This is a genomic window from Streptomyces sp. NBC_00386 (assembly GCF_036063235.1).
Taxonomy (GTDB): Bacteria; Actinomycetota; Actinomycetes; order Streptomycetales; family Streptomycetaceae; genus Streptomyces.
The window spans coordinates 6,528,779-6,546,886 of sequence record NZ_CP107950.1; the positions used below are offsets into that span (position 1 = coordinate 6,528,779).

Below are 18,108 nucleotides of genomic sequence, written 5' to 3' on the forward strand. Positions count from 1 at the left end.
ATGAACTCGAAGCACAGCCGGCGCCGACGCCGTGAGTCCGATCCCGCTTCCGCCGCCACCTCCGCACGCCAGGGTTTCGCGGCCATGACGGCCTTCCTCGTCGTCACGTCCACGGCCGCCACCTACCTGGCCCTGAACACCGACCACACCACCCCGGCCGCGTCCGCCCGCGCGCACGGTCCGGCCACCAAGGCGAAGAAGGAACCGGTCTGGGACGGCAAGACCCATGTACTGGGCGACGGCTCCACGTCCTACACCGGCCCGCAGAAGGGCGAGTTGAAGGCCGTACCGCTCAAGCCCGGTGAGAAACCGCCCCAGTTCGTCGTCTTCTCCTGGGACGGCGCCCTCCAGGGCGACGACGAACTCTTCTCCCACTACCGGGAGCTGGCCGCGCAGTACAACGCCCACATGACGTTCTTCCTGACCGGCATCTACCTGCTGCCCAAGGACAAGAAGGCGCTCTACGAACCGCCGATGCACTCGCCCGGCTCGGCGGCCATCAGCTACGCCACCGACGAGCACATACGCGGCACGCTGGAGGAGCTCGGCAAGGCGTGGAAGGCCGGCAACGAGATCGGCACCCACTTCAACGGCCACTTCTGCGGCGACAAGGGCGGCGGGGACTGGAGCGTCGAGGAGTGGGAGAGCGAGATCAACCAGTTCTTCTCCTTCGTGGAGAAGTGGAGGACCAACACCGGCTACACCGACCTGGCGTCGCTCCCCTTCGACCCGGCGAAGGCCATCAGCGGCGGGCGCGCGCCCTGCCTCGAAGGGCAGAAGAACCTGCTCAAGGCCATGAAGGCCACGGCCAAGAAGTACGACTGGCGCTACGACGCCAGCTCCGCGGGCGACTTCCAGATCTGGCCCAAGAAGAAGGAGGGCATGTGGGACTTCCCGCTCCAGATGCTCCCCTACGAGAACGGCAAGTACCAAGGCCTGTCCATGGACTTCAACTTCCTCTACAACCAGTCCGACGGTGAGACCGAGGGGAACCCGGCCCAGTACCCGCAGTGGGAGCAGCAGACCGTCAACTCCTACATGGCCGGCTTCAACCGCGTGTACTACGGCAGCCGGGCACCGCTGTTCATCGGCAACCACTTCGAGGACTGGAACGGCGGCATCTACATGAGGGCCATCGATCAGGTCATCAAGAGTGTGTGCACGAAGAAGGGCGTCAAGTGCGTGTCCTTCCAAGAGCTGTCCGACTGGCTCGACGTGCAGAAGCCCGAGACCCTGGAACGCCTGCGCGGCCTGGACCCCGCTCAGTCACCGGACTGGTCGACCGTGGTGAAGTAGGGCCCGCTGTCGGGCCGATGGCCCTGCGGCAGCGCATTGAGATCAACTTACCTCCGACATATGGGACTTGGTTGCACTCGACGCGAACTCCACCCGGATTCCGCACAGTTGAGTGGGACATGTAAAGATTCCCTTCCCTGGAGTCCGACCGGGGATCAAGGAGAATCACCAGTGACACCGAAGAACTTAAGCCGCAGTTGTTCCGTCGTGGGGGCGATCACTCTCTCCGCCCTCCTGCTGCCCCTGTCCGCCGCCCACGCGGCGGCCCCCGCACCCCGGGTGACCGCGTCGACGGCCGATGCCTTCGGCCGCGTGGCCGACGCCGTCTTCACCGACCGCACCGCCGCCCTGCTGGACCGGGCCCCGACGGCCCGTACGGCCCTCAAGGCGACCACCGCGGGCATACGGGTCCCCGGCACCCTCACCCGCACCGAGAACACCGCTCTCTCCTCGCTGCGCGGCACGCGGTCCCGCCTCGCCGCCCTCGGTGAGGCCTACAGCGCCGCCGACACCGAGGTCGCCGTGGACCGGACCCGGGTGACGGGCCGGCTGGCCACCGCCTGGGTCACCGAGACCACCACCCTCACCTACCGGAAGATCCGCGGGGACGAACCCGCCACCACGGGCTTTCGCGCCCACCACGTCCTGACCTTCGCCGCCCAGCCGGACGGCACCTGGAAGCTGACGGGCGAGCGCTCGACGGACAAGGGTCCCCGGCAGGTCAACGAGCCCGTCACGACGGCACTCCGCATGACCCCGATGGCCGCTGTCGACGCCCCCCGGGCAGCGACCACGTACCCCGCGCCCGCCAACCCCAAGACGCTCACCGGCGGCCCGTACGACTACGCGGGCATGGCGACGTACGCCGAGAAGTACTGGAAGAACTACAACCCCGCCTACCGCAGCTTCAACTCCGTCGGCGGCGACTGCACCAACTACCTCAGCCAGTCCCTGAAGGCCGGCGGCTGGGCGACGGTCGCCGGCTCCGACGAGGAGTACGGCACCTGGAACTACACCTCGTCCACCCAGACCGACACCTGGGTCGGCGTCAACGAGTGGTCCTGGTTCACCCAGACCGCCCAGCGCTCCACGCCCCTGGCGAACGTCTACCAGATGGACATCGGTGACGTGATGCAGATGGACTTCGACAAGGACGGGTCCAAGGACCACTCCATGATCACGTCGTACCGGAGCGCCAGTGGAGTGCCGTACCTGACCTACCACGACACCGACACCTACCGCCGCTCGCTGTCGAGCCTCCTCGCGGCGTACCCGAACGCGGCGTACTACGGGTACCGCACCTGATCGGACCCGGCCGGAGTCCGATCGGCCCCTGATCAGCCGGTGACAGGGCTGTGGGGGAGGGCTCCGAGGGAACCGCGGGGGCTCCGAGGGCTCAGGCGTCCTCGGAGCCCCTTCAGGGCTTCCTGCGCCCCGGAGCTTCTGCCCCCGGGGTTTCCGGTCGCGCGGGGCGTTTCAGGCGCCGCCGCGCTCCTCGCGGATCTGCGCGACCACGCGGGCCACCGTCTGCCGCACGGCCTCCGTCTCGGTCAGGAAATGCCAGTAGTCGGGGTGCCGGCCCTCCAGCGTGGCCACGGCCCGGTCGAGCCGGCTGACGGAGTCGTCGAGCGGGCGGGCCTGCCGGGGGTCGGGCGTCGAGCGGCCCGCCATGGCCAGCCGCTGCGCGTCCCGGATCGCGAACCGGGTGCGGTCGATCTCCTGCTGGGGGTCCTTCTGTACGGCGTTCAGCCGCCGCAGCCGGTCACCGGCCGCGGACACCGCCTCGTCCGTGCTGTTCAGCAGCGCGCGCACGGTCGCCAGCAGCGAGGTCGCGTCCGGCCAGCGCTGCGCCTCCCGTGCGGCCCGCGCCTCGTTCAGCTTCGCCTCGGCCTGCCGCACGTTCTCCGCGGCCTGCTCCGGCACGTGCTGGAGGTCCTGCCAGCACGCCGCCGAGAACCGCCGTCGCAACTCGCTCAGCACCGGTTCCACCTGCCCCGAGCGGGTCGTCAGCGCCTGCGCCCGGGTCCGCAACGAAACGAGCCGGTGGTCGATCTCCGCGGCCCGCTCCGGCAGCCGCTCCGCCTCCGAGCGCACCGCCGCGGCCTCGCGCGACACCCGTTCGGCCCGCTCCAGCGTCTCCGGCACCCCGTGCTGCCCGGCGCCCTGGTTGAGCTTGGTCAGCTCGGGGCCGAGAGCGGCGAGCCGGGCGGCGAGATCGTCGGCCTTCAGCCCGGACCGCCGTACGGAATCGAGGGCGTTGGACGCGGCGATCAACGCCTGGCGGGCACGCTCGACGGCCGGGGCCAGCCGGGCGAGCTGGGTCTCGGCCTTGCCGAGCAGCGGCCCGAGGCTCTGCTCGAACCGGTCCAGATCGGCCTTCACACGGCCGAGTTCGTCCTTCGCGGCGACGAGTTCGGCGCGGGCCCGCTCCGCGACCGACGCCTCCAGCTCGTCCCGGTCGAGATCGTGGGCGTCGACGGCGGTGATGTACTTCTGGCTGGCCTCGTCGATCCGCTGTCCCAGCGCCGCGAAGTCGGAGACCACACGGCGGGCGGCCGGGGAGTCGTCCACGGCCGTGATGGTCTCGATCGAGATCCGCAGGTCGCGCTGGGCGGTGTCGAGTTCGTAGAACGCCGCCGCCGCGGCGTCCTTGGCGGCCTGCGCCTCGGCCCGCTGGCTCTCGGACCGCCCGCCGAACCAGCGCCGGGTGCCGCCTCCCGCGAAGGCCGCGGGCAGCGCGAGGGCGACCAGCAGGGGCAGAGCGACGAGCGTGAGAACGTCACGGACAGCGACGTACGTACGAGGAGGACGCCCCAGCCGTTCCGGCCGGACCTGCAGAACCGGCGGGCGGCCCCGCCGGAAGCCGGGCGAGTGTGGGTGTGGGTGTGCAGGCCGCGCGGGTCCCGCGAACGGCGAATACGGCCGCGAAGGTGTCGCCGTCACATCCCTCTCCCGTGCTGTCATCCGCCTTGCCCAGCTGTCATTCTCCCACCGGTTGAAGACGAACACACGGGCCGGTCAGTTCGCTGTTCGTACCGTGATCTTTCCGTCGTCGGTGTGCGCGGAGACCCGGTGGGAGCTGGAACCGTCGCGAGGCACGTCCACGTGGACCGGGCCGTCACCGCTCCCGGCCGTCACCCGGTAGGCGGCCCGAGGCAGCACGATCGAGACGGAGCCGTCGCCGCTGCGGGAGTCCACCAGGTCCGGCACGGTGCCGAGTTCGAGCTGTACCGAGCCGTCGTCGGTACGGGCCCGCACGCTGCGGGCGTTCACGCCGACGGCATGGATGGAGCCGTCGCCGCTGCGCAGATCCAGCGCTCCCGAGGAGTCGCTGACCCGTACCGAGCCGTCCGCCGTACGAATGCTGAGCGCTTCCTCGAAGCCCTGCGCGCTCACCGACCCGTCCCCGTCCTCCACCTTGACGGCCACCCCGCGCGGCACCACGATCCGGTGCCGGGCCGAGCAGTCGGCGACGACACCCGAGCACTTCATCCGCAGCACCAGCCGGTCGCCGCCCTTCATGGCCCAGGTGACCTCGGGGTCCCCGCCGAGGGTGACGTGCCCCTGGAACCACCGGGTGACCCGGACCTCACCGCCCTCGGCGGAGTCCGACACCACCAGATCGAGCGCGGAGTCGTCCGAGTCGACGGTCAGGGTCCGCCCATGCAGCCCGAAGGACCGCGTCTCGGGCTCCTTGTCGTCCCCCGCGGACGCCCCGCACGCGCTGACACCGGCGACGAGCGCGAGCGCGAGAGCGGTGAGGGCTGCGGGGCGGGTGGCGCTGTGGTTACGGTTCCTGCTGGTGCCGCGGGTGCGCGTGCGGGCCATGACGATCTCCCCCTGGGACGGTCGGTCGGAACTTCGCGAACGTCGAGCCCGGACACCGGATGCGGGTTACCGGATACCTGGGCACCTCGACCGGAGCCGGTCGGCGAAGCCTCTTCGACGGTAGGCACCCACGGAGCCCTGGACGATCCGGGCCGCTCCCGAATGAAGGGTGGGGATAACCCCCGGACCACGGGCCCCGAGCCCCCGTCGCCCCCGCCACGGACCGACCTGACGGGCCCCTTCACCCCGAGCCTTCGTCGCCCCCGCCACCCGCTCGCCCGATACGGGTTTGCGGGGCATCCCCCCGGGCCATGTAGGCTGTCGAATCGTCCTGGGCGCGTAGCTCAGTGGTAGAGCGCCGCCCTTACAAGGCGGATGTCGGCGGTTCGAAACCGTCCGCGCCCACCAGTCTCAGGACACGAACAAGGCCCAGGTCAGCCGGTGTGATTCCGGTGATCTGGGCCTCTGTCGTTTCGGACCGTTCGGTACCGCCGTGCCACTCACGTGCCAGATGGGTCGCGGGGAGGCCGCTTCACCTTCTTGATCTGACCGTCCACGTAGTCGGCGATCTCGTGGTCGCGCCCGTTGACGAGGTGCTGATAGACCAGCGCGGCCCGCACCGACGAGTGGCCCATCCGCTGCATCAGCTCACGGGTGGTGGCGCCGCCGGTCGCGGCGAGGGTGTTGCCGGTGTGCCGGAGATCGTGGAAGTGCACGTCACCGAGACCGGTCGAGGCGAGGGTGCGGAGCCAGATCCGCCGGAAGTTGTTCCGCCGCAGGACACCACCGCGGGCCCCGACGAAGACGAGCCCGGTGCGGCCGGCCTCCGCGTGCTCGGCCAGGTGGTACGCCAGCTCGGGCACGAGCGAGGCCGGGAACGCCACGGTGCGGACACCCGCCGCGCTCTTGGGCGCCTTGACCGTAAGGCCATCCGTCCGGGTCTCGGCGTACGAGCGACGGACGGAGACAGTACGGGCCTCCAGGTCGACGTCCCGGCGCTGGAGCGCGGCCAGCTCGCCGAAGCGGAGCGCTGCGAACGCGGCCAGGAGTACCAGGGCACGGCAGTGCGGCGGGACCGCGTCGGCGAGCCGGTACACCTCGGGCACGGAGAGGAAGGGCCGCTCGGCGTGGGTGACCGTCCCCGCACCTTTGACCCGGCACGGATTGCGCTCGATCAGCCCGTCATCCACGGCCGTGTTCATGATGGCCCGGAGGACCTGGTAGGCCTTGGAGATGGTGGCCGGCCCGACCCCCGCGTCGAGGAGATCGGTACGCCAGCGCCGCACCTGCGGCGTGGTGATCTCCCGCAGAGGGACCGCGCGGAACGTCGGCAGGATGTGCCGGTTGAGCACTCCCGCGTTGCGCTCACGCGTGGTGGCCGCGTAGTCACGGTCCTTGAACCAGGACGCCGCGAAGTCGCCGAACACGATCTTCACGTCAGGGTTCTTCCAGTCGCTATCGAGGATCTTGGCCTCTTGCTTGACCAGCCAGCGGTCCGCATCGGTCTGCGTCGCGAAGGTCGCGTCAGCCGTGCGCATCAGACCGTCCGGACCGCGGTAGCGGGCCTGGAAGCGTCCGGAGGGCAGCTTGCGTACGGATCCGAAGCGGCGACGGCGCCCCTTGGAGTTCGCCATCAGGCCACCGCCTTCAGACACGAGGCACGGACCGTGATCGGCTCCACGGTGTGCTCGGTGATGTACGCGTCCACCGCGCTCTCCGGGATGCGGACGTGACGGCCGACCTTGACGAAGGTGATGCGCCGCTCGGCTATGAGGCGCCGGGGGAAGCGCGCCGAGGTGCCGAGCAGTTCGGCCACCTGGTCGACGCTGAGGTAGCGGTCCTTCATGCTGCATCTCCTTCCAGGGCGAGCAGGTCGCGTAGGGCTTCGCGGGCGGTTTCGCGGTTGTGCTGGAGGTCGCGGGCGATGGTGGCGGCGAGGGCGGATTCGCCGGGGGTGTGGCCGTGGCCGGCGTACTGCCAGTCGGCGAGGACGAGGACGGTGTCCGGCTCGCGGTCGTCCAGGCCGAGGGCTTCGCGTTCCTGTGCGGCTCGGAAGTCGGCGCGGGCCTGGCGGAGTTCGCCGAGGGTGGTGGAGTAGCGGCGGGACTTCGAGCTGAAATGGCCGCGGAAGCCGAGCATGTGAGCCCAGGCCCACAGGCGCCGTTCGGGGTAGAGCTGGTCGAGCTGCTTGCAGGCCTCGATGAGGCGGCGGGTGTGGTCGGGGATCTGGTGGCGGTCGAGTTCGGCGAGCTCGCCGATGCGGCGGTCGAGGGTGCCGGTGTTCTCGGCCGCCTTGGTGGCGTACTTCGCGACGTAGGAGGCGACCGCCTGCTCGGTGATGTCGGAGCCGTCCCCGAACGCCTTCACGGGCCGGACGTCGAGTTGGGTGCCCCAGCGGAAGGTGCGAGCAGGCTGGTCCTCGGCGGCCGGGACGGAGACCGAGGTGTAGGAGTGCGCCGCGGCGGCGTGGATGGCGTCGGTGAGGAGGCCGACCGTCGCCCATGACGGGGGAGGGGTGTCGGGTCCGTCCGGTCCGTCGAGGCGGATCACGGCGTGGAAGTGCAGGGCGCCGCGCTTTTGGAACTCGGCGACCTTGCCGTACGACAGCCGCACATGGTCGGGCAGTTCGCTGCGGGTGAGGCCGGCGCGGGCGGCGATCTCGCGGCGGAGACGGGTGGTGAAGCGCTGCCAGAGATCGCCTGCGTGGTTGTTGAAGAGGACGGCGCCCGCGTAGTCGTATGTCTCCGGATCGAGCGCCGTGCCGAGCGCGGGGTCGTCGACAGGATGCCGGGTCCCGCAGCGGCAGACGCCGTGGTCGGGGCGGTTGTGGACGGAGCCGAAGGACGGGGCGGTGAGGGTGGCGAAGACGCGGGGATGGTCCCGGACCGTGGCCGGGATGTCGCGGCGGTCGTCCCCGGCCAGGCCCGCGCGGATGAGGTGGTAGGTGTCGCCCGCGTAGGTCCAGGCGCAGGAGGGGCAGCGGGAGGCCCGCCGGTTGCCACACGCGAGGCGGAGCCGTCCGCCCGGCTCTGACTCGGTGGAGTAGCGGTGCAGGGTCTCGCCGGTCGTCTTGTCCTTGGACAGGGTCCAGCCGGTCAGGTGGATGGGGTCGGCGCAGCCGCCGGTGCGGCGGATCTGCTCGTGCCAGCGGTCGAAGTCGTCGGCCGAGGCCACCCTCAGCAGATCGCCGAGGGTGACCGGGTCGAGCTGAGTTGCGAGGTTCAACGGCGCCATCCCCGCCTCTGAGGAGTGCTGGCGCTGCTGCTGGACGCCTCGCTGGAGGAGCGGCCGGCGCGGGTGGCCTTCGCAGCCCGGTCCTTGTCGTGCAAGTGGTGCGCCTTGACGATCTTCTTCAGGCGGTCGTAGTCGCCGTCGATGGGGTCGGGCGGGATGCGGTCGACGCCGCGGCTCCAGTTGCGGGGCATCAGACGCTCACCGCCTGGCGGACGGCGGGTCGGGTGGTGGTGCCGGTGCCGTGGCAGGCCGGGCAGTGAGCGGTAATGGTCCGCAGGTGACCGTGCCGGTCGCGGCCGCCGAGGGTGACGGCGGCGGAGGCGAAGCCGTCGCAGTTCGGGCAGATCCGGGACCTGGGTCGGGTGCGGTGCGTCATGCTGGTGGTTCCTTTCGATCGCGGTTGGAAGGAAGGCCCCGGGTGGCGGCGTGCTTTGGCGGCTTGTGCGCCACCCGGTGGCCGCTCAGTGCGTGGAGCGGGAGCCTCGACGGCCATGACCCTTGGCGGCGTACATGGCCGCGTCAGCGGCGGCGAGGGCGTCGGTTAGGCACGGCACCGGCAGATCAGCGACGGCGCAGACGCCGACCGAGGCAGCCAGCGGCAGCCGAACACCCTCGTAAAACAGCGGCCGATGGAGCGCCGCGGTGAGGGCGTTGGGGTCGGCGGAGGCCAGGTTGCGGATGACGGCGACGAACTCGTCTCCGCCCAGGCGGCCAGCGAGGCCGTACCGTCCGCACCAGGAGCGCAGCCGGTCGGCGGTCGTGGCGAGCGCGAGGTCTCCGACGGCGTGGCCGTGGGTGTCGTTGAGGGTCTTAAAGTGGTCGAGGTCGACCAGGAGGACGGCCGCGTGCGGGTGCCGGCGTATGACGTGCTCGGCGCGGGCGGTCCATCCGGCCCGGGTGTGCAGGCCGGTGAGCGGGTCGCGGCGGGCACATGCGAGACGGCGGGCGAGGATGCTGCCGTGCACGGCCCAGCCGAGTAACGGCGCTGTACTGGCGACTATGTGCGCGTCCATGACGTTCTCCTTTGGCGAGGGCGGTTGGCCGACGGAGCGCGGTCCCGGAGGCGGCGGCGTGCTTGGCGGCTTGTGCGTCGCCCCGGGGCCGGTCAGCGGCGGTGCTGGGAAGCGGTGAGCGAGCGGATGACCAGGGCGCAGACGGCGACGGATGCGGCGGTGATGGCGACCGCGAGGAGCATCGAGACCAGGACGGCGCCGACGACCAGGACCACGGCCGCGCCGCCGCCGACGAGGGCGATCACGGAGCCGGGGGTGAGCTGCACGGTCGGCCGCGCCGGAGCCGGAGTCGGAGCCATGGGCGCGGGGAGCGGCTGTGTGTGCTGGATGACGGCGGTCGGCTCGGCGATCCGGGCGGGCGGGGTGATGTGGCCGGTGGGCTGGGGCATGGCCGGGACCTTGGGGCGGAGCATGACGGGGTCTCCCTTCGGGGGTGGCTACTTGACGGTGGCGTCGATGGCGGGGGCGAGGACGCTGTCGGCCAGGAGGTAGCCGCCCAGGAGGAGCACGGCGACGAGCCACCAGGGCGGGCGGATGAGCTTGACGCCGAGCCAGCCGACGACGATCAGGGCGAACCAGAGCGGGACGTCCACGGGACGGTTCTCCTATCGGGCGGTGCAGCGGTGGGTGCGGGCGGCGAGCTGGGCGGCGGTCTGGCTGGAGTAGTCGGCGGACCAGCCGCAGTGGTCGTTGGTGCACACCGCGGCGTGCTTGGTGTGGCCGTGGCGGTCGCGGTGGGTGCCGATCTGCACCGGGCCGATCCGCATCACGGAGTGAAAGTGGTCGCGGGCGGGCATGACGGGTTCTCCTTCCGGGTCAGGCGAGTTGGGCGGCGATGGCGTCGGCGAGCTGCGGCGGGACGCCGAGACGGGCGCGCAGGGTGTCGGTGTCGATCCGGGCGCCGGTGCGGGCCTGGTGGTCGGCAGCGAGTTTGCGGGCGTGGTCGACCAGCGCGGCCGGGACCGACGGAAGCGGCGAAGCCGGGGGAGCAGGGGCCAGCGCGGGGGTGTCCTCGGCCGCGGGAAGCGGAGCCGGTTCGGGTTGCGGATCGGGGGCGGATTCCCGCTCGACCTCCGGCGCCGGAACCGGGACCGCGGGGGCCGGCCGAACCGGCTTCAGGTCCTCGTCCTTGGCCGTGTGCGAGTGGGCGAGGAGGGTGCCGCCGAGGAAGGCGAGGGCTGGCCATCCGGCGATGCCGAATCGCAGCCAGGCCGGAGGGTGGGCGAGGTCGAGGAATCCGGCGGTGGCGACGTTCGCGCCGAGCGAGGCCACCAGGGCGATCAGGAACCAGCACCAGGCCAGCTGGGACGGCCCATCCGAGCGGAGCCGTCGCCAGGCAGCGACCAGGAGCAGATCCACGCTGATCGGGTAGGCCCAGCCCTTCCAGCCCGACTGACCGGCAGCGTCGGCCAGCTCGTGCAGGTGGGCGAAGGACAAAGCTCCGGCGATGACCGCCTGGACCAGGACGGCGTCCACGCGGAACGCGGGCCAGGCCATCACGAACCGCCGGGATAGTCGGGGCCGTCGGCCGGGTCGTATCCGGGCGGGAACATGCCCGGCGGGGGCTCGGGAAGTGAGGCAGCCAGGGACGGGCCGATCGCGTCGATGAACGTCTGATCGGCGCCGGGGGTTTCGGCGTACAGAGCGAGGGTGCCGAGCATCAGCACGGTGCGGTGGAAGTCCTCGATGTGCTCGCACATGGGAGTCGATCTCCCTTCTTTCAGGCATGGAGGGGGTAGGGACCCGGCGCGAAGCGGTCACGCCAACCGGGAAGCGGGAGAGATCAGACGGTCGCGGGAGCAGCCTTGGCGAGCGGCTCGGAGACCGGGGCCAGGGAGCCCACGACCGGTCGGAACGGCGCGAGGACAGGCAGGTCCGGGGTGCGGTCTGCGTAGCTGTTGCAGACGTTCACGGCCTGGCGCAGCGAGGTGTGCGGGGCGCGGATGCGGGCCCAGCCGCCGGAGGAGTCGCCGGTGACGGCGATGCCGGGGGTGTCGGTGGGGATCTGGATTGCGGCGAGGACGGCGTCCGGGGCGATGTCGCCGAAGGCCATGTTGGCGGAGGATTCGTCGTTGACGCGGTGGGCGGTGCGGCCGGTGAGCTGGGCCCGCAACATGGTGATGCCCTTGCCGAGTTCGGAGCCGAAGCGCTGCCCGCAGATCTCCAAGTAGATGCCGGCGGCCCGGCCGAGCTGGGCAAGCCGGACCAGGGCGGTGATGATCCGGTCGCGGCGCTTCTCCTCGTCCTTGGACGCGAACAGGGCCAGTTCGGCGACCTCGTCCACCAGGACCACGATGGGAGTTGGCCGCAGGTGCTCGGGCAGGTCCCAGATGTCGGCGGCGATCTCCGCATCCGGCACGTTCACCGTGATCCGCTGCTCGGCCCGGATCACCTGATAGACGTCCGCCATGTGCGAGACCAGGGCTTCCAGCAGGTCGAGTGCGGTGTCGGGGTTGTCGGCGAGCGCGGAGAACCGGCGGGCCAGCGGGAAGAGTTCAACGCCTTGCTTGCAGTCGATGCCGACCAGGGCGACGTCCATCGGGGCGAGGCCGGCCACCAGGTTCCGCTGATAGACGGACTTCCCGGACTCGGTCGCGCCGAGGGTGAGCCCGTGCGGGACGGCCCGGTAGTCGCGGTAATGCACCGCCCCGTCCTCGCGCAGCGCGACCGGAACCCGCATCGGAGCCGGATCGGTCTTGGCGGGCATGTGGACCCGCTTGAGGACGTCGTAGCCGGTCATCCGCACCTCGACGACACCGGAGCGCAGTTCCCGGGAGGTCACGCCGTACATGCCGAAGGAGTGGCGCAGCCGGTCGGTTGCGGCGGAGACGTCGAACGCGTCCTGTCCGGGGCGGAGTTTAAGGCGAAGGACCAGGCCGGTCCGGGTGGGGCGAAGGCGCAGGATGCGCGGGGCGCGGGATTCCGGGATGGGCCGGTTGGTCATCCGGGCCAGGGCCAGGCGCCAGCGCGAGGGCGGGACCGTCAGCCTGCACGCGTCCATCACCGAGGTGTAGTGGACCAGGACGCGCACCGTGGCGAAGATGGCACCGAAGGCCAGCCAGTACCAGGCCGGACGCCGCCACCGCAGGACCAGCACGGCAGCAACGACCACCACCAGGCCGATGGTTAACCCGGTCATGATCAGGCCGCCTTCGACGCCGAGCCAGCACCGGCGAGCGAGGTGACCGCGACCGCACGGAACGCGATTCCGTGCCGCTTCTGCCCGTTGAACTCGTTCTCCCACGCCGAGGCAACCAGACCGGTCAGCGCGACCGGCGTACCCATGACCAGGTCCTCGGAGACGCCCGGCTCCGGGACCGTGAGCTTGAGGATCTCCACCTCGTCCGGCGTGGAGAACATGACCTCCACCGTCATCAGCGTGACGCCGTCCTTGTCCACGGCGATCTCACCGGTACGACGGTCCTTGACCTTCGGTTGCGGAGCCTTGGCGACCATCACGGTCGCGTTCGTGGTGTCGACGGGAATCTGACGCATGAAGCGCTCCTCAGGTCGATCAACTTGACGTACTTAGTACGTCATCTCGGGTTCGAGCATGCGCCTGTACTACTTGGTGCGTCAAGTGGTTGTTCTCGACTCCTGTCGGAGCGATGTGCTGCACTAGGTACGACAACCACGGAGAGGGGCTATGGCCGACTTCGCTGCCGGACGTGCCGCGTACTTGCAGATTGCGGACGAGTTCAAGGACAAGATCCGGGATGGAGAGCTTGTCCCGGGGGAGAAGCTCCCTTCGGAGGCGGAGCTGATGGCACAGCACTCCGTGTCACGGACCGTCGCCCGCCAAGCGATCTCACGGCTTCGCGAGGACGGCTATGCGGTCTCTCACCAGGGCAAGGGCAGCTTTGCGGCCCTGCCGGGTGAAGGCGCCCCGGTCAAGCGCAGCCCCGAGTTCGAGCTGATCACGGAGTACCTGTCCGAGGTTCGTCGGGATGTACGCCGTCTCGCCGAGCGGATGGACCAGCTTGAGGATCTGGTGCGCAAGCAGGCCCAAGGGCGGTGACCAAGACGTCGGCTCGACGCGCGATCTCCGAAAGCTCCTCAGCAAGTCCTCCTAACTGCTCGATCAGTTCGCGCTTCTCTGCCGGGGTCAGCACGGTCACAGCCCTCTCGTTGCCCTCGTGGCCTGACAGCTCCTCAACCTGTCAACAACGCTAGGGCCGGTCGTACTTATCACCCCGGAAAATCTCTCCGGGGCCGCAGAGAGAAGCGGGTGGACGCTCTTTCCATGCGAGGAATGACGACGAACCTGACGATCGGTGAACGAGTCGCTTGGTACCGCCGCAGGCGCGGCATGTCCCAGGAAGTCCTGGCCGGACTGGTGGGCCGCACGGTCGACTGGCTGAGCAAAGCCGAGAACAACCGGCTTGAGCTCGACCGACTGTCGGTCATCAAGGCCCTTGCGGATGCCTTGGACATCTCCCTCGGCGACCTGCTCGCCGAACCGACCCTCATGGACTGGACCCACGACAGCGGTAAGCACACGGTGCCGGCGCTTCGGTCAGCCCTCATGAACTACCGCCAGCTCACACCCTTGTTGGGACTTCCGACCGAGGGAGAACCCACGCGGCTGGAGGAGCTGCGGAGGAACGTCACGGAAGTGCTGGATGCCTACCAGGCTTCCCGCTACGGCTTCGCGACTCGCCGCCTGCCGCTGCTGCTGGCCGACGCTCTTATCGCGGCACAGGCCTACGAGGGCCGAGACCGGGAGCAAGCCAACGAGCTCCTGGCGCTCACCTACCAGAGCGCTGCCATGGTGCTCGGCAAGGTGGGCGAGGTGGATCTCGCGTGGATCGCAGCCGACCGCGGATTGGCCGCAGCCCAGCAGTCGGGCAACCCGGCTGTGACCGGCTCCCTCTTCCGGTCCGTGGCTCACTGCCTCCTGACGACTGGCCGCTTCGACTCCGCCGTGCAGCTCGTAGGTGATGCAGCCGACTACCTTCGGCCCGGACTCGCCGACGCCACTCCTGACTTCCTGTCGATCTACGGAACGCTCTTCCTCGCTGGGTCGATGGCCGGGGCCCGAGCCGATGACCGCTCGACCGTTCACGAGTTCCTGGCAGAAGCGGATCAGGCAGCCCGCCAGCTCGGACAGGATGCCAACCACATGTGGACCGCTTTCGGCCCGACGAACGTCGACATCCATCGCGTTGCCACTGCGGCTGAGCTGGGGGACATGCAGGTTGCTGTCGACCTGGGCCCGCAGATCGACACCAGCAATTTGCCGACGGAGCGGCGGACGCGCCACAACATCGAAGTAGCTCGCGCGCTCAGTGCGCACAACCGCGTCGACGATGCGGTGGCGATGATTCTTGAGGCCGAGTTCTGGGCCCCTGAGCAGGTACGAAGCCACTACCTGGCGCGAGAACTGGTCCTCACGTGGATCCGGAATCACCGAGGGCGACCGAGCCCAACCATGGCCGGGCTGGCCGATCGACTGCACGTGGTCTAAGACCTCGTGACGAGGGTGTGAGCTAGTCGGCCGCTGCCAGTCGGTTGAGAACTTCCACGGGAGTGAAGTCCCAGCCGACCAGGCGCGGCCCGCTCCAGTTGATGCCGATCTTGAGTCCATCCCGGGCATAGTCGGGCAGCTCGCGATCGCGCCAGGTGTCCAAGGGCATGGATTCAACGCGTAGCCCATGCCCCCAGATCTTCGCTGCCCTCTGGGCGCGGGCCGAGGCCGACCAGAAGGGAAGGCTTCGCGTGCCGCTGGCGGAGAGGTGGGTCGGCATTCCGTCGTCATCCCTGACCAACCAGACCACTCCGCTTTTGCGGACGTCTCGGAAGAATGCCGCCGCTTGCGAACCGCTCTGACTCATGGCCGCCGAGCCTAGCGCGGCCCCCGCCACTCATTTCGTAAGGGGTTTCAACTGAGTACGCTCGGCTGCATGGCAGCGAACGAGCACGAAGCGAAGATGGCGCATCCGCGTATGGCCGCGGGTGCGCTCTTCTTTGATGTTGAAGGCCGCGTTCTCATGGTGGAGCCCACGTACAAGGACTACTGGGACATCCCGGGTGGGTACGTCGAGACCGGTGAATCACCGCTCCAGGCTGCCAGCCGTGAGGTACACGAGGAGCTAGGCATCACGCCGGTGCTCGGGCGCCTCCTGGCCGTCGACTGGGCACCGAACGGCGTCGAAGGCGACAAGGTGTTGTACCTGTTCGACGGCGGCGAGCTCTCGGAGGAAACCGCGCAGGGGATCCGCCCTCAGGCAGAGGAGCTGAAAGCCGTCAGGTTCGTTGCCCCGCGCGAGATCGCAGATCGCACGATCCCGCGACTGGCCCGGCGGATTCTGGCAGCGATTGAGGCCCGCGCGGAGAGTGCTCCGGTCTACCTCGAGCACGGCCAGACGCCGGGCAAGCAGGCGGCATAGCGGTGGCTGGGGAGAGCCCCAAGCACTCGGTGTCTGTCGCGGGGGTCACCGTGCGCAGGGACGGCAGGATCCTCACTGTCCGCCGGGCAGACAACGGTGCCTGGGAGCCGCCTGGGGGAGTCCTGGAGCTGGACGAGGAACCGCAAACAGGCGTGGCGCGCGAGGTCTTCGAAGAGACCGGAATCAAAGTCGCCATCGGCGAACTCACCGGCATCTACAAGAACATGAAGCTGGGAGTCGTGGCCCTGGTCTTCCGCTGCGAGCCATCGGCCGGCACCGAGCGCACATCCAGCGAGTCCACCGCCGTCGCTTGGCTCACGCCCGACGAGGTCCAGGAGCGCATGTCCGAGGTCTTCGCGATCCGAGTCTTGGATGCCCTGACCGGTAACGGGCCTCAGGTGCGGAGCCACGACGGGAAGCGCCTCATCCCAGCGGGATAGAACTTTCTCTACTTCATCAAGCCCCGGCGTCGCTCCGCTCCGCCGGGCGCGCTCCCGGCTCCGCTGCGGGCGCCGCTCCTGCCTTCGGCCCGCTCCGCCCGCGCTGCGCCGACGCGCGCCCTGGAGAGGGTTGGCCGGCGGCATGAGGTGAGAACCCGTCGTGGCTGGGGCGGTCGGCTCCACGGCTTTAGGCAGCCACTTTGGGGCGAGCCTCTAAGATCATGGCCCCAACGTCGTGCTTTAACGGGCAGGTCCACAGACTGCCCGACTCGCCGGAAGCTTAAGGGGCCATGATCACTCGCCCCAAAGCAGCTCCAGCCCAAAGCCGCTCCGCCGACCTTCGCTTTCATCACCGGGAGACTGTGTGAGACGCGTATCGATAGCCGTCCTGGCTCTGTCGCTGACTGCCCTGCTTGCAGGGTGCTCGCAGGAAGAGCCCAAGCCGCTGCATCCCACTAGGTCGCCAGGGGAAGCGGCCTGGTACGAGAGCACCAAGAAGCAGCAGCAGGAGTACTGCGCCGCTTACCGAGCGCACGACCCGCAGCACCCCATCCACGTCCCCTCGTTCGCCTCAGCTATGTCCGAGGACGAGTTCGCCGACGACTTCTACAACGCAGTGAAGAAGAAGTGCACGCCAGCCTGACGGGGCACATGCGCTGTGCAGCGGTGGGAGGTGCAGCAACCACGGCAACCGATCGTGGCCGGCGTCGCCCATCAGCGCTCTCAAGGCAACCCTGAAAGCGTCGTGCCCCAGACGTGCCCGATCCAGCGGGAAACAACGGTGAACCGCAGGCACTCACGGACAGCAGGCAACGCAACGGCTCCTGACCGAGTTACCTGGTCAGGAGCCGTTCACCTGCGGTGGGTGTGGGATTTGAACCCACGGTGACTCGCGCCACGACGGTTTTCAAGACCGTGTACGGATCGACGCCCCCAAAGCGTCGAGTGCGCCCACGGCCGCGTGGATATGAGCCGGGCCGCGACGCAACCGTTCTCCCGCGCACCACCAGCACAGTCGCTCCTGTGCATCCTCCCTTGGATGCATGCCCAGGCCATGCTCGGGGCACAGGGGCCACGCCTGCCACAGAAGCTCCATGACGGTCTCCTGCGCGGCATCGGCGACGCTCGCCAGTGCAGAGGCAAGGCTGTCCTGTGAGTTCGGGTCCAGGCAATTGCCCTGCCACTCACCGTTGGCCATGGCGACGTAGACGTTCTCCGGCTCATCCGCATCGTAGGACGGAAGGGCCAGCAGCTGCAGGGGTTCCAGCTGGGGAAGCGTCACCGCCAGGTCTCGGTTCAGAAGGGCGAGAGCCTGGTCCCACACGGGGTATTCGCCTGGCGAGACGCGGCGAGGCTCGGGAGGGTCGAAAAGAGCGCACATGAGCACCATCCTCCGCCACACCAGGGACAGCCCCAATCGCTCAACAGCGTCGCCCCCTGCAAAAGCCGCGTGTGGCGGCTGACACCAGCGGCTGACACCAACAAGCACGAACAGCAGCGCTCGGCGGCGGACCTCAGTGGACGATCGGCCGAGGCGCAGGCCAGGTTGACCGATGTCGACAGTCCCCTGTGATCGACCTGATAAGGATGAGGCCATATCTCAATATTTGTCAGCCATCCAGTCAAGTCCCCAACCCCCACGGATAGCGCGCCCCTCACGTGCCCGATCGACCGGAGACGGACGAGAAGCCGCAGAGACTGACACCTACAGCGGCGAAGGGGCTCGCACAACTGCGGACCGCCGCAGCCAGTCAGAAGCCCGCCGCCTCAGCCGTTTCGCCGGCATCCTTGTGAGGCGGTTCGTCAACTTGCACAGGCCACTTACATGCGGCGAGATGGCCATGCAAAGATCACGCCTGGCGGCCATCGAGTCGCACAGTTGTCGCATGGGGGGACTCGCTGTGGAGG

24 protein-coding genes and 2 tRNA genes are annotated in these 18,108 nt (G+C 69.3%); 8 read left to right on the top strand and 18 right to left on the bottom strand.

What is annotated here, in order from left to right; translation table 11 throughout:
* Both OG780_RS28580 and OG780_RS28585 read left to right on the top strand, forming a co-directional pair.
* Positions 1-1,296, top strand: a complete 1,296-nt coding sequence (locus OG780_RS28580) for a hypothetical protein (RefSeq protein ID WP_443062221.1) — start codon at positions 1-3, stop codon at positions 1,294-1,296.
* 171 nt (positions 1,297-1,467) lie between these two features.
* Complete coding sequence (locus tag OG780_RS28585; RefSeq protein WP_328452898.1) at positions 1,468-2,601, top strand: amidase domain-containing protein; 1,134 nt, start codon at positions 1,468-1,470, stop codon at positions 2,599-2,601.
* Positions 2,602-2,772: 171 nt separating this feature from the next.
* Here the strand turns inward: OG780_RS28585 and OG780_RS28590 are convergent, their stop codons facing one another.
* Positions 2,773-4,239 (bottom strand): hypothetical protein, encoded by a 1,467-nt coding sequence (locus OG780_RS28590; protein WP_328452900.1) that lies wholly within the window; start codon positions 4,237-4,239, stop codon positions 2,773-2,775.
* A 75-nt stretch (positions 4,240-4,314) separates the two neighbouring features.
* Complete coding sequence (locus tag OG780_RS28595; protein WP_328452902.1) at positions 4,315-5,124, bottom strand: DUF4097 family beta strand repeat-containing protein; 810 nt, start codon at positions 5,122-5,124, stop codon at positions 4,315-4,317.
* A 333-nt stretch (positions 5,125-5,457) separates the two neighbouring features.
* Here OG780_RS28595 and OG780_RS28600 point away from each other — a divergent pair.
* A tRNA-Val gene (locus OG780_RS28600) sits at positions 5,458-5,532 on the top strand.
* A 92-nt stretch (positions 5,533-5,624) separates the two neighbouring features.
* On the opposite strand, the gene OG780_RS28605 is transcribed toward OG780_RS28600, so the two are convergent.
* The 13 genes from OG780_RS28605 to OG780_RS28665 all read right to left on the bottom strand — a co-directional run bounded on the left by OG780_RS28605 (position 5,625) and on the right by OG780_RS28665 (position 12,866).
* Positions 5,625-6,758: a tyrosine-type recombinase/integrase gene (locus OG780_RS28605; protein ID WP_328452904.1), complete on the bottom strand. Its 1,134-nt coding sequence runs from the start codon at positions 6,756-6,758 to the stop codon at positions 5,625-5,627.
* Entirely contained in the window at positions 6,758-6,970 is a 213-nt protein-coding gene (locus OG780_RS28610) for a helix-turn-helix domain-containing protein (protein ID WP_328452906.1), read from the bottom strand. Before OG780_RS28610 ends, OG780_RS28605 begins: the two co-directional genes overlap by 1 nt.
* Positions 6,967-8,349, bottom strand: a complete 1,383-nt coding sequence (gene repSA, locus OG780_RS28615; protein ID WP_328452908.1) for a replication initiator protein RepSA — start codon at positions 8,347-8,349, stop codon at positions 6,967-6,969. Before repSA ends, OG780_RS28610 begins: the two co-directional genes overlap by 4 nt.
* Positions 8,346-8,549, bottom strand: a complete 204-nt coding sequence (locus OG780_RS28620) for a hypothetical protein (RefSeq protein WP_328452909.1) — start codon at positions 8,547-8,549, stop codon at positions 8,346-8,348. Before OG780_RS28620 ends, repSA begins: the two co-directional genes overlap by 4 nt.
* Positions 8,549-8,734 carry a hypothetical protein gene (locus OG780_RS28625; RefSeq protein WP_328452911.1) on the bottom strand — a complete coding sequence of 62 codons (186 nt, stop codon included), beginning with the start codon at positions 8,732-8,734 and terminating at the stop codon, positions 8,549-8,551. Before OG780_RS28625 ends, OG780_RS28620 begins: the two co-directional genes overlap by 1 nt.
* An 85-nt stretch (positions 8,735-8,819) precedes the next feature.
* A complete protein-coding gene (locus OG780_RS28630) occupies positions 8,820-9,371 on the bottom strand; it encodes a GGDEF domain-containing protein (protein ID WP_328452913.1) in 552 nt (183 codons plus the stop codon).
* A 92-nt stretch (positions 9,372-9,463) separates the two neighbouring features.
* Entirely contained in the window at positions 9,464-9,784 is a 321-nt protein-coding gene (locus OG780_RS28635) for a SpdD-like protein (protein ID WP_328452915.1), read from the bottom strand.
* A gap of 24 nt (positions 9,785-9,808) precedes the next feature.
* Entirely contained in the window at positions 9,809-9,964 is a 156-nt protein-coding gene (locus OG780_RS28640) for a hypothetical protein (RefSeq protein WP_328452917.1), read from the bottom strand.
* Between the two features lie 12 nt (positions 9,965-9,976).
* A complete protein-coding gene (locus OG780_RS28645) occupies positions 9,977-10,168 on the bottom strand; it encodes a mobile element transfer protein (RefSeq protein WP_328452919.1) in 192 nt (63 codons plus the stop codon).
* Positions 10,169-10,187: 19 nt separating this feature from the next.
* Positions 10,188-10,868, bottom strand: coding sequence for a DUF2637 domain-containing protein (locus tag OG780_RS28650; protein WP_328458445.1), 681 nt, complete (start codon positions 10,866-10,868; stop codon positions 10,188-10,190).
* Positions 10,868-11,071 carry a hypothetical protein gene (locus OG780_RS28655; RefSeq protein ID WP_328452921.1) on the bottom strand — a complete coding sequence of 68 codons (204 nt, stop codon included), beginning with the start codon at positions 11,069-11,071 and terminating at the stop codon, positions 10,868-10,870. Before OG780_RS28655 ends, OG780_RS28650 begins: the two co-directional genes overlap by 1 nt.
* An 83-nt stretch (positions 11,072-11,154) precedes the next feature.
* Complete coding sequence (locus tag OG780_RS28660; protein WP_328452923.1) at positions 11,155-12,510, bottom strand: FtsK/SpoIIIE domain-containing protein; 1,356 nt, start codon at positions 12,508-12,510, stop codon at positions 11,155-11,157.
* Positions 12,511-12,512: 2 nt separating this feature from the next.
* Positions 12,513-12,866: an SCO3933 family regulatory protein gene (locus OG780_RS28665; RefSeq protein ID WP_328452925.1), complete on the bottom strand. Its 354-nt coding sequence runs from the start codon at positions 12,864-12,866 to the stop codon at positions 12,513-12,515.
* 151 nt (positions 12,867-13,017) lie between these two features.
* On the opposite strand from OG780_RS28665, the gene OG780_RS28670 reads away from it, so the two are divergent.
* On the top strand, positions 13,018-13,389 hold the full coding sequence (locus tag OG780_RS28670) for a winged helix-turn-helix domain-containing protein (protein ID WP_328452926.1): 372 nt from the start codon (positions 13,018-13,020) through the stop codon (positions 13,387-13,389).
* Between the two features lie 234 nt (positions 13,390-13,623).
* A complete protein-coding gene (locus tag OG780_RS28675; protein ID WP_328452928.1) occupies positions 13,624-14,838 on the top strand; it encodes a helix-turn-helix domain-containing protein in 1,215 nt (404 codons plus the stop codon).
* 22 nt (positions 14,839-14,860) lie between these two features.
* Here the strand turns inward: OG780_RS28675 and OG780_RS28680 are convergent, their stop codons facing one another.
* Positions 14,861-15,205: a DUF2750 domain-containing protein gene (locus OG780_RS28680; protein ID WP_328452930.1), complete on the bottom strand. Its 345-nt coding sequence runs from the start codon at positions 15,203-15,205 to the stop codon at positions 14,861-14,863.
* Positions 15,206-15,274: 69 nt separating this feature from the next.
* Between OG780_RS28680 and OG780_RS28685 the strand changes: the two genes are divergently transcribed.
* The 3 genes from OG780_RS28685 (at position 15,275) to OG780_RS28695 (ending at position 16,843) form a co-directional block, all read left to right on the top strand.
* Positions 15,275-15,760, top strand: a complete 486-nt coding sequence (locus tag OG780_RS28685; RefSeq protein WP_328452932.1) for an NUDIX hydrolase — start codon at positions 15,275-15,277, stop codon at positions 15,758-15,760.
* A 2-nt stretch (positions 15,761-15,762) separates the two neighbouring features.
* Positions 15,763-16,200, top strand: coding sequence for an NUDIX hydrolase (locus OG780_RS28690; protein WP_328452934.1), 438 nt, complete (start codon positions 15,763-15,765; stop codon positions 16,198-16,200).
* A 364-nt stretch (positions 16,201-16,564) separates the two neighbouring features.
* A complete protein-coding gene (locus tag OG780_RS28695) occupies positions 16,565-16,843 on the top strand; it encodes a hypothetical protein (protein WP_328452936.1) in 279 nt (92 codons plus the stop codon).
* Between the two features lie 219 nt (positions 16,844-17,062).
* Here OG780_RS28695 and OG780_RS28700 read toward each other — a convergent pair.
* A tRNA-OTHER gene (locus OG780_RS28700) sits at positions 17,063-17,137 on the bottom strand.
* Positions 17,108-17,581, bottom strand: a complete 474-nt coding sequence (locus OG780_RS28705; RefSeq protein WP_328452938.1) for a hypothetical protein — start codon at positions 17,579-17,581, stop codon at positions 17,108-17,110. Before OG780_RS28705 ends, OG780_RS28700 begins: the two co-directional genes overlap by 30 nt.
* Between the last annotated feature and the right edge of the window lie 527 nt (positions 17,582-18,108).

Coding starts and splice junctions, on each gene's coding strand:
- OG780_RS28605 (WP_328452904.1), bottom strand. CDS start 6,758: ATGGCGAACTCCAAGGGGCGCCGTCGCCGCTTCGGATCCGTACGCAAG.
- OG780_RS28595 (WP_328452902.1), bottom strand. CDS start 5,124: ATGGCCCGCACGCGCACCCGCGGCACCAGCAGGAACCGTAACCACAGC.
- OG780_RS28650 (WP_328458445.1), bottom strand. CDS start 10,868: ATGGCCTGGCCCGCGTTCCGCGTGGACGCCGTCCTGGTCCAGGCGGTC.
- OG780_RS28705 (WP_328452938.1), bottom strand. CDS start 17,581: ATGTGCGCTCTTTTCGACCCTCCCGAGCCTCGCCGCGTCTCGCCAGGC.
- OG780_RS28625 (WP_328452911.1), bottom strand. CDS start 8,734: ATGACGCACCGCACCCGACCCAGGTCCCGGATCTGCCCGAACTGCGAC.
- OG780_RS28635 (WP_328452915.1), bottom strand. CDS start 9,784: ATGCTCCGCCCCAAGGTCCCGGCCATGCCCCAGCCCACCGGCCACATC.
- OG780_RS28680 (WP_328452930.1), bottom strand. CDS start 15,205: ATGAGTCAGAGCGGTTCGCAAGCGGCGGCATTCTTCCGAGACGTCCGC.
- OG780_RS28620 (WP_328452909.1), bottom strand. CDS start 8,549: ATGCCCCGCAACTGGAGCCGCGGCGTCGACCGCATCCCGCCCGACCCC.
- OG780_RS28580 (WP_443062221.1), top strand. CDS start 1: ATGAACTCGAAGCACAGCCGGCGCCGACGCCGTGAGTCCGATCCCGCT.
- OG780_RS28685 (WP_328452932.1), top strand. CDS start 15,275: ATGGCAGCGAACGAGCACGAAGCGAAGATGGCGCATCCGCGTATGGCC.
- OG780_RS28630 (WP_328452913.1), bottom strand. CDS start 9,371: ATGGACGCGCACATAGTCGCCAGTACAGCGCCGTTACTCGGCTGGGCC.
- OG780_RS28665 (WP_328452925.1), bottom strand. CDS start 12,866: ATGCGTCAGATTCCCGTCGACACCACGAACGCGACCGTGATGGTCGCC.
- OG780_RS28655 (WP_328452921.1), bottom strand. CDS start 11,071: ATGTGCGAGCACATCGAGGACTTCCACCGCACCGTGCTGATGCTCGGC.
- OG780_RS28660 (WP_328452923.1), bottom strand. CDS start 12,510: ATGACCGGGTTAACCATCGGCCTGGTGGTGGTCGTTGCTGCCGTGCTG.
- OG780_RS28610 (WP_328452906.1), bottom strand. CDS start 6,970: ATGAAGGACCGCTACCTCAGCGTCGACCAGGTGGCCGAACTGCTCGGC.
- OG780_RS28645 (WP_328452919.1), bottom strand. CDS start 10,168: ATGCCCGCCCGCGACCACTTTCACTCCGTGATGCGGATCGGCCCGGTG.
- OG780_RS28670 (WP_328452926.1), top strand. CDS start 13,018: ATGGCCGACTTCGCTGCCGGACGTGCCGCGTACTTGCAGATTGCGGAC.
- OG780_RS28675 (WP_328452928.1), top strand. CDS start 13,624: ATGACGACGAACCTGACGATCGGTGAACGAGTCGCTTGGTACCGCCGC.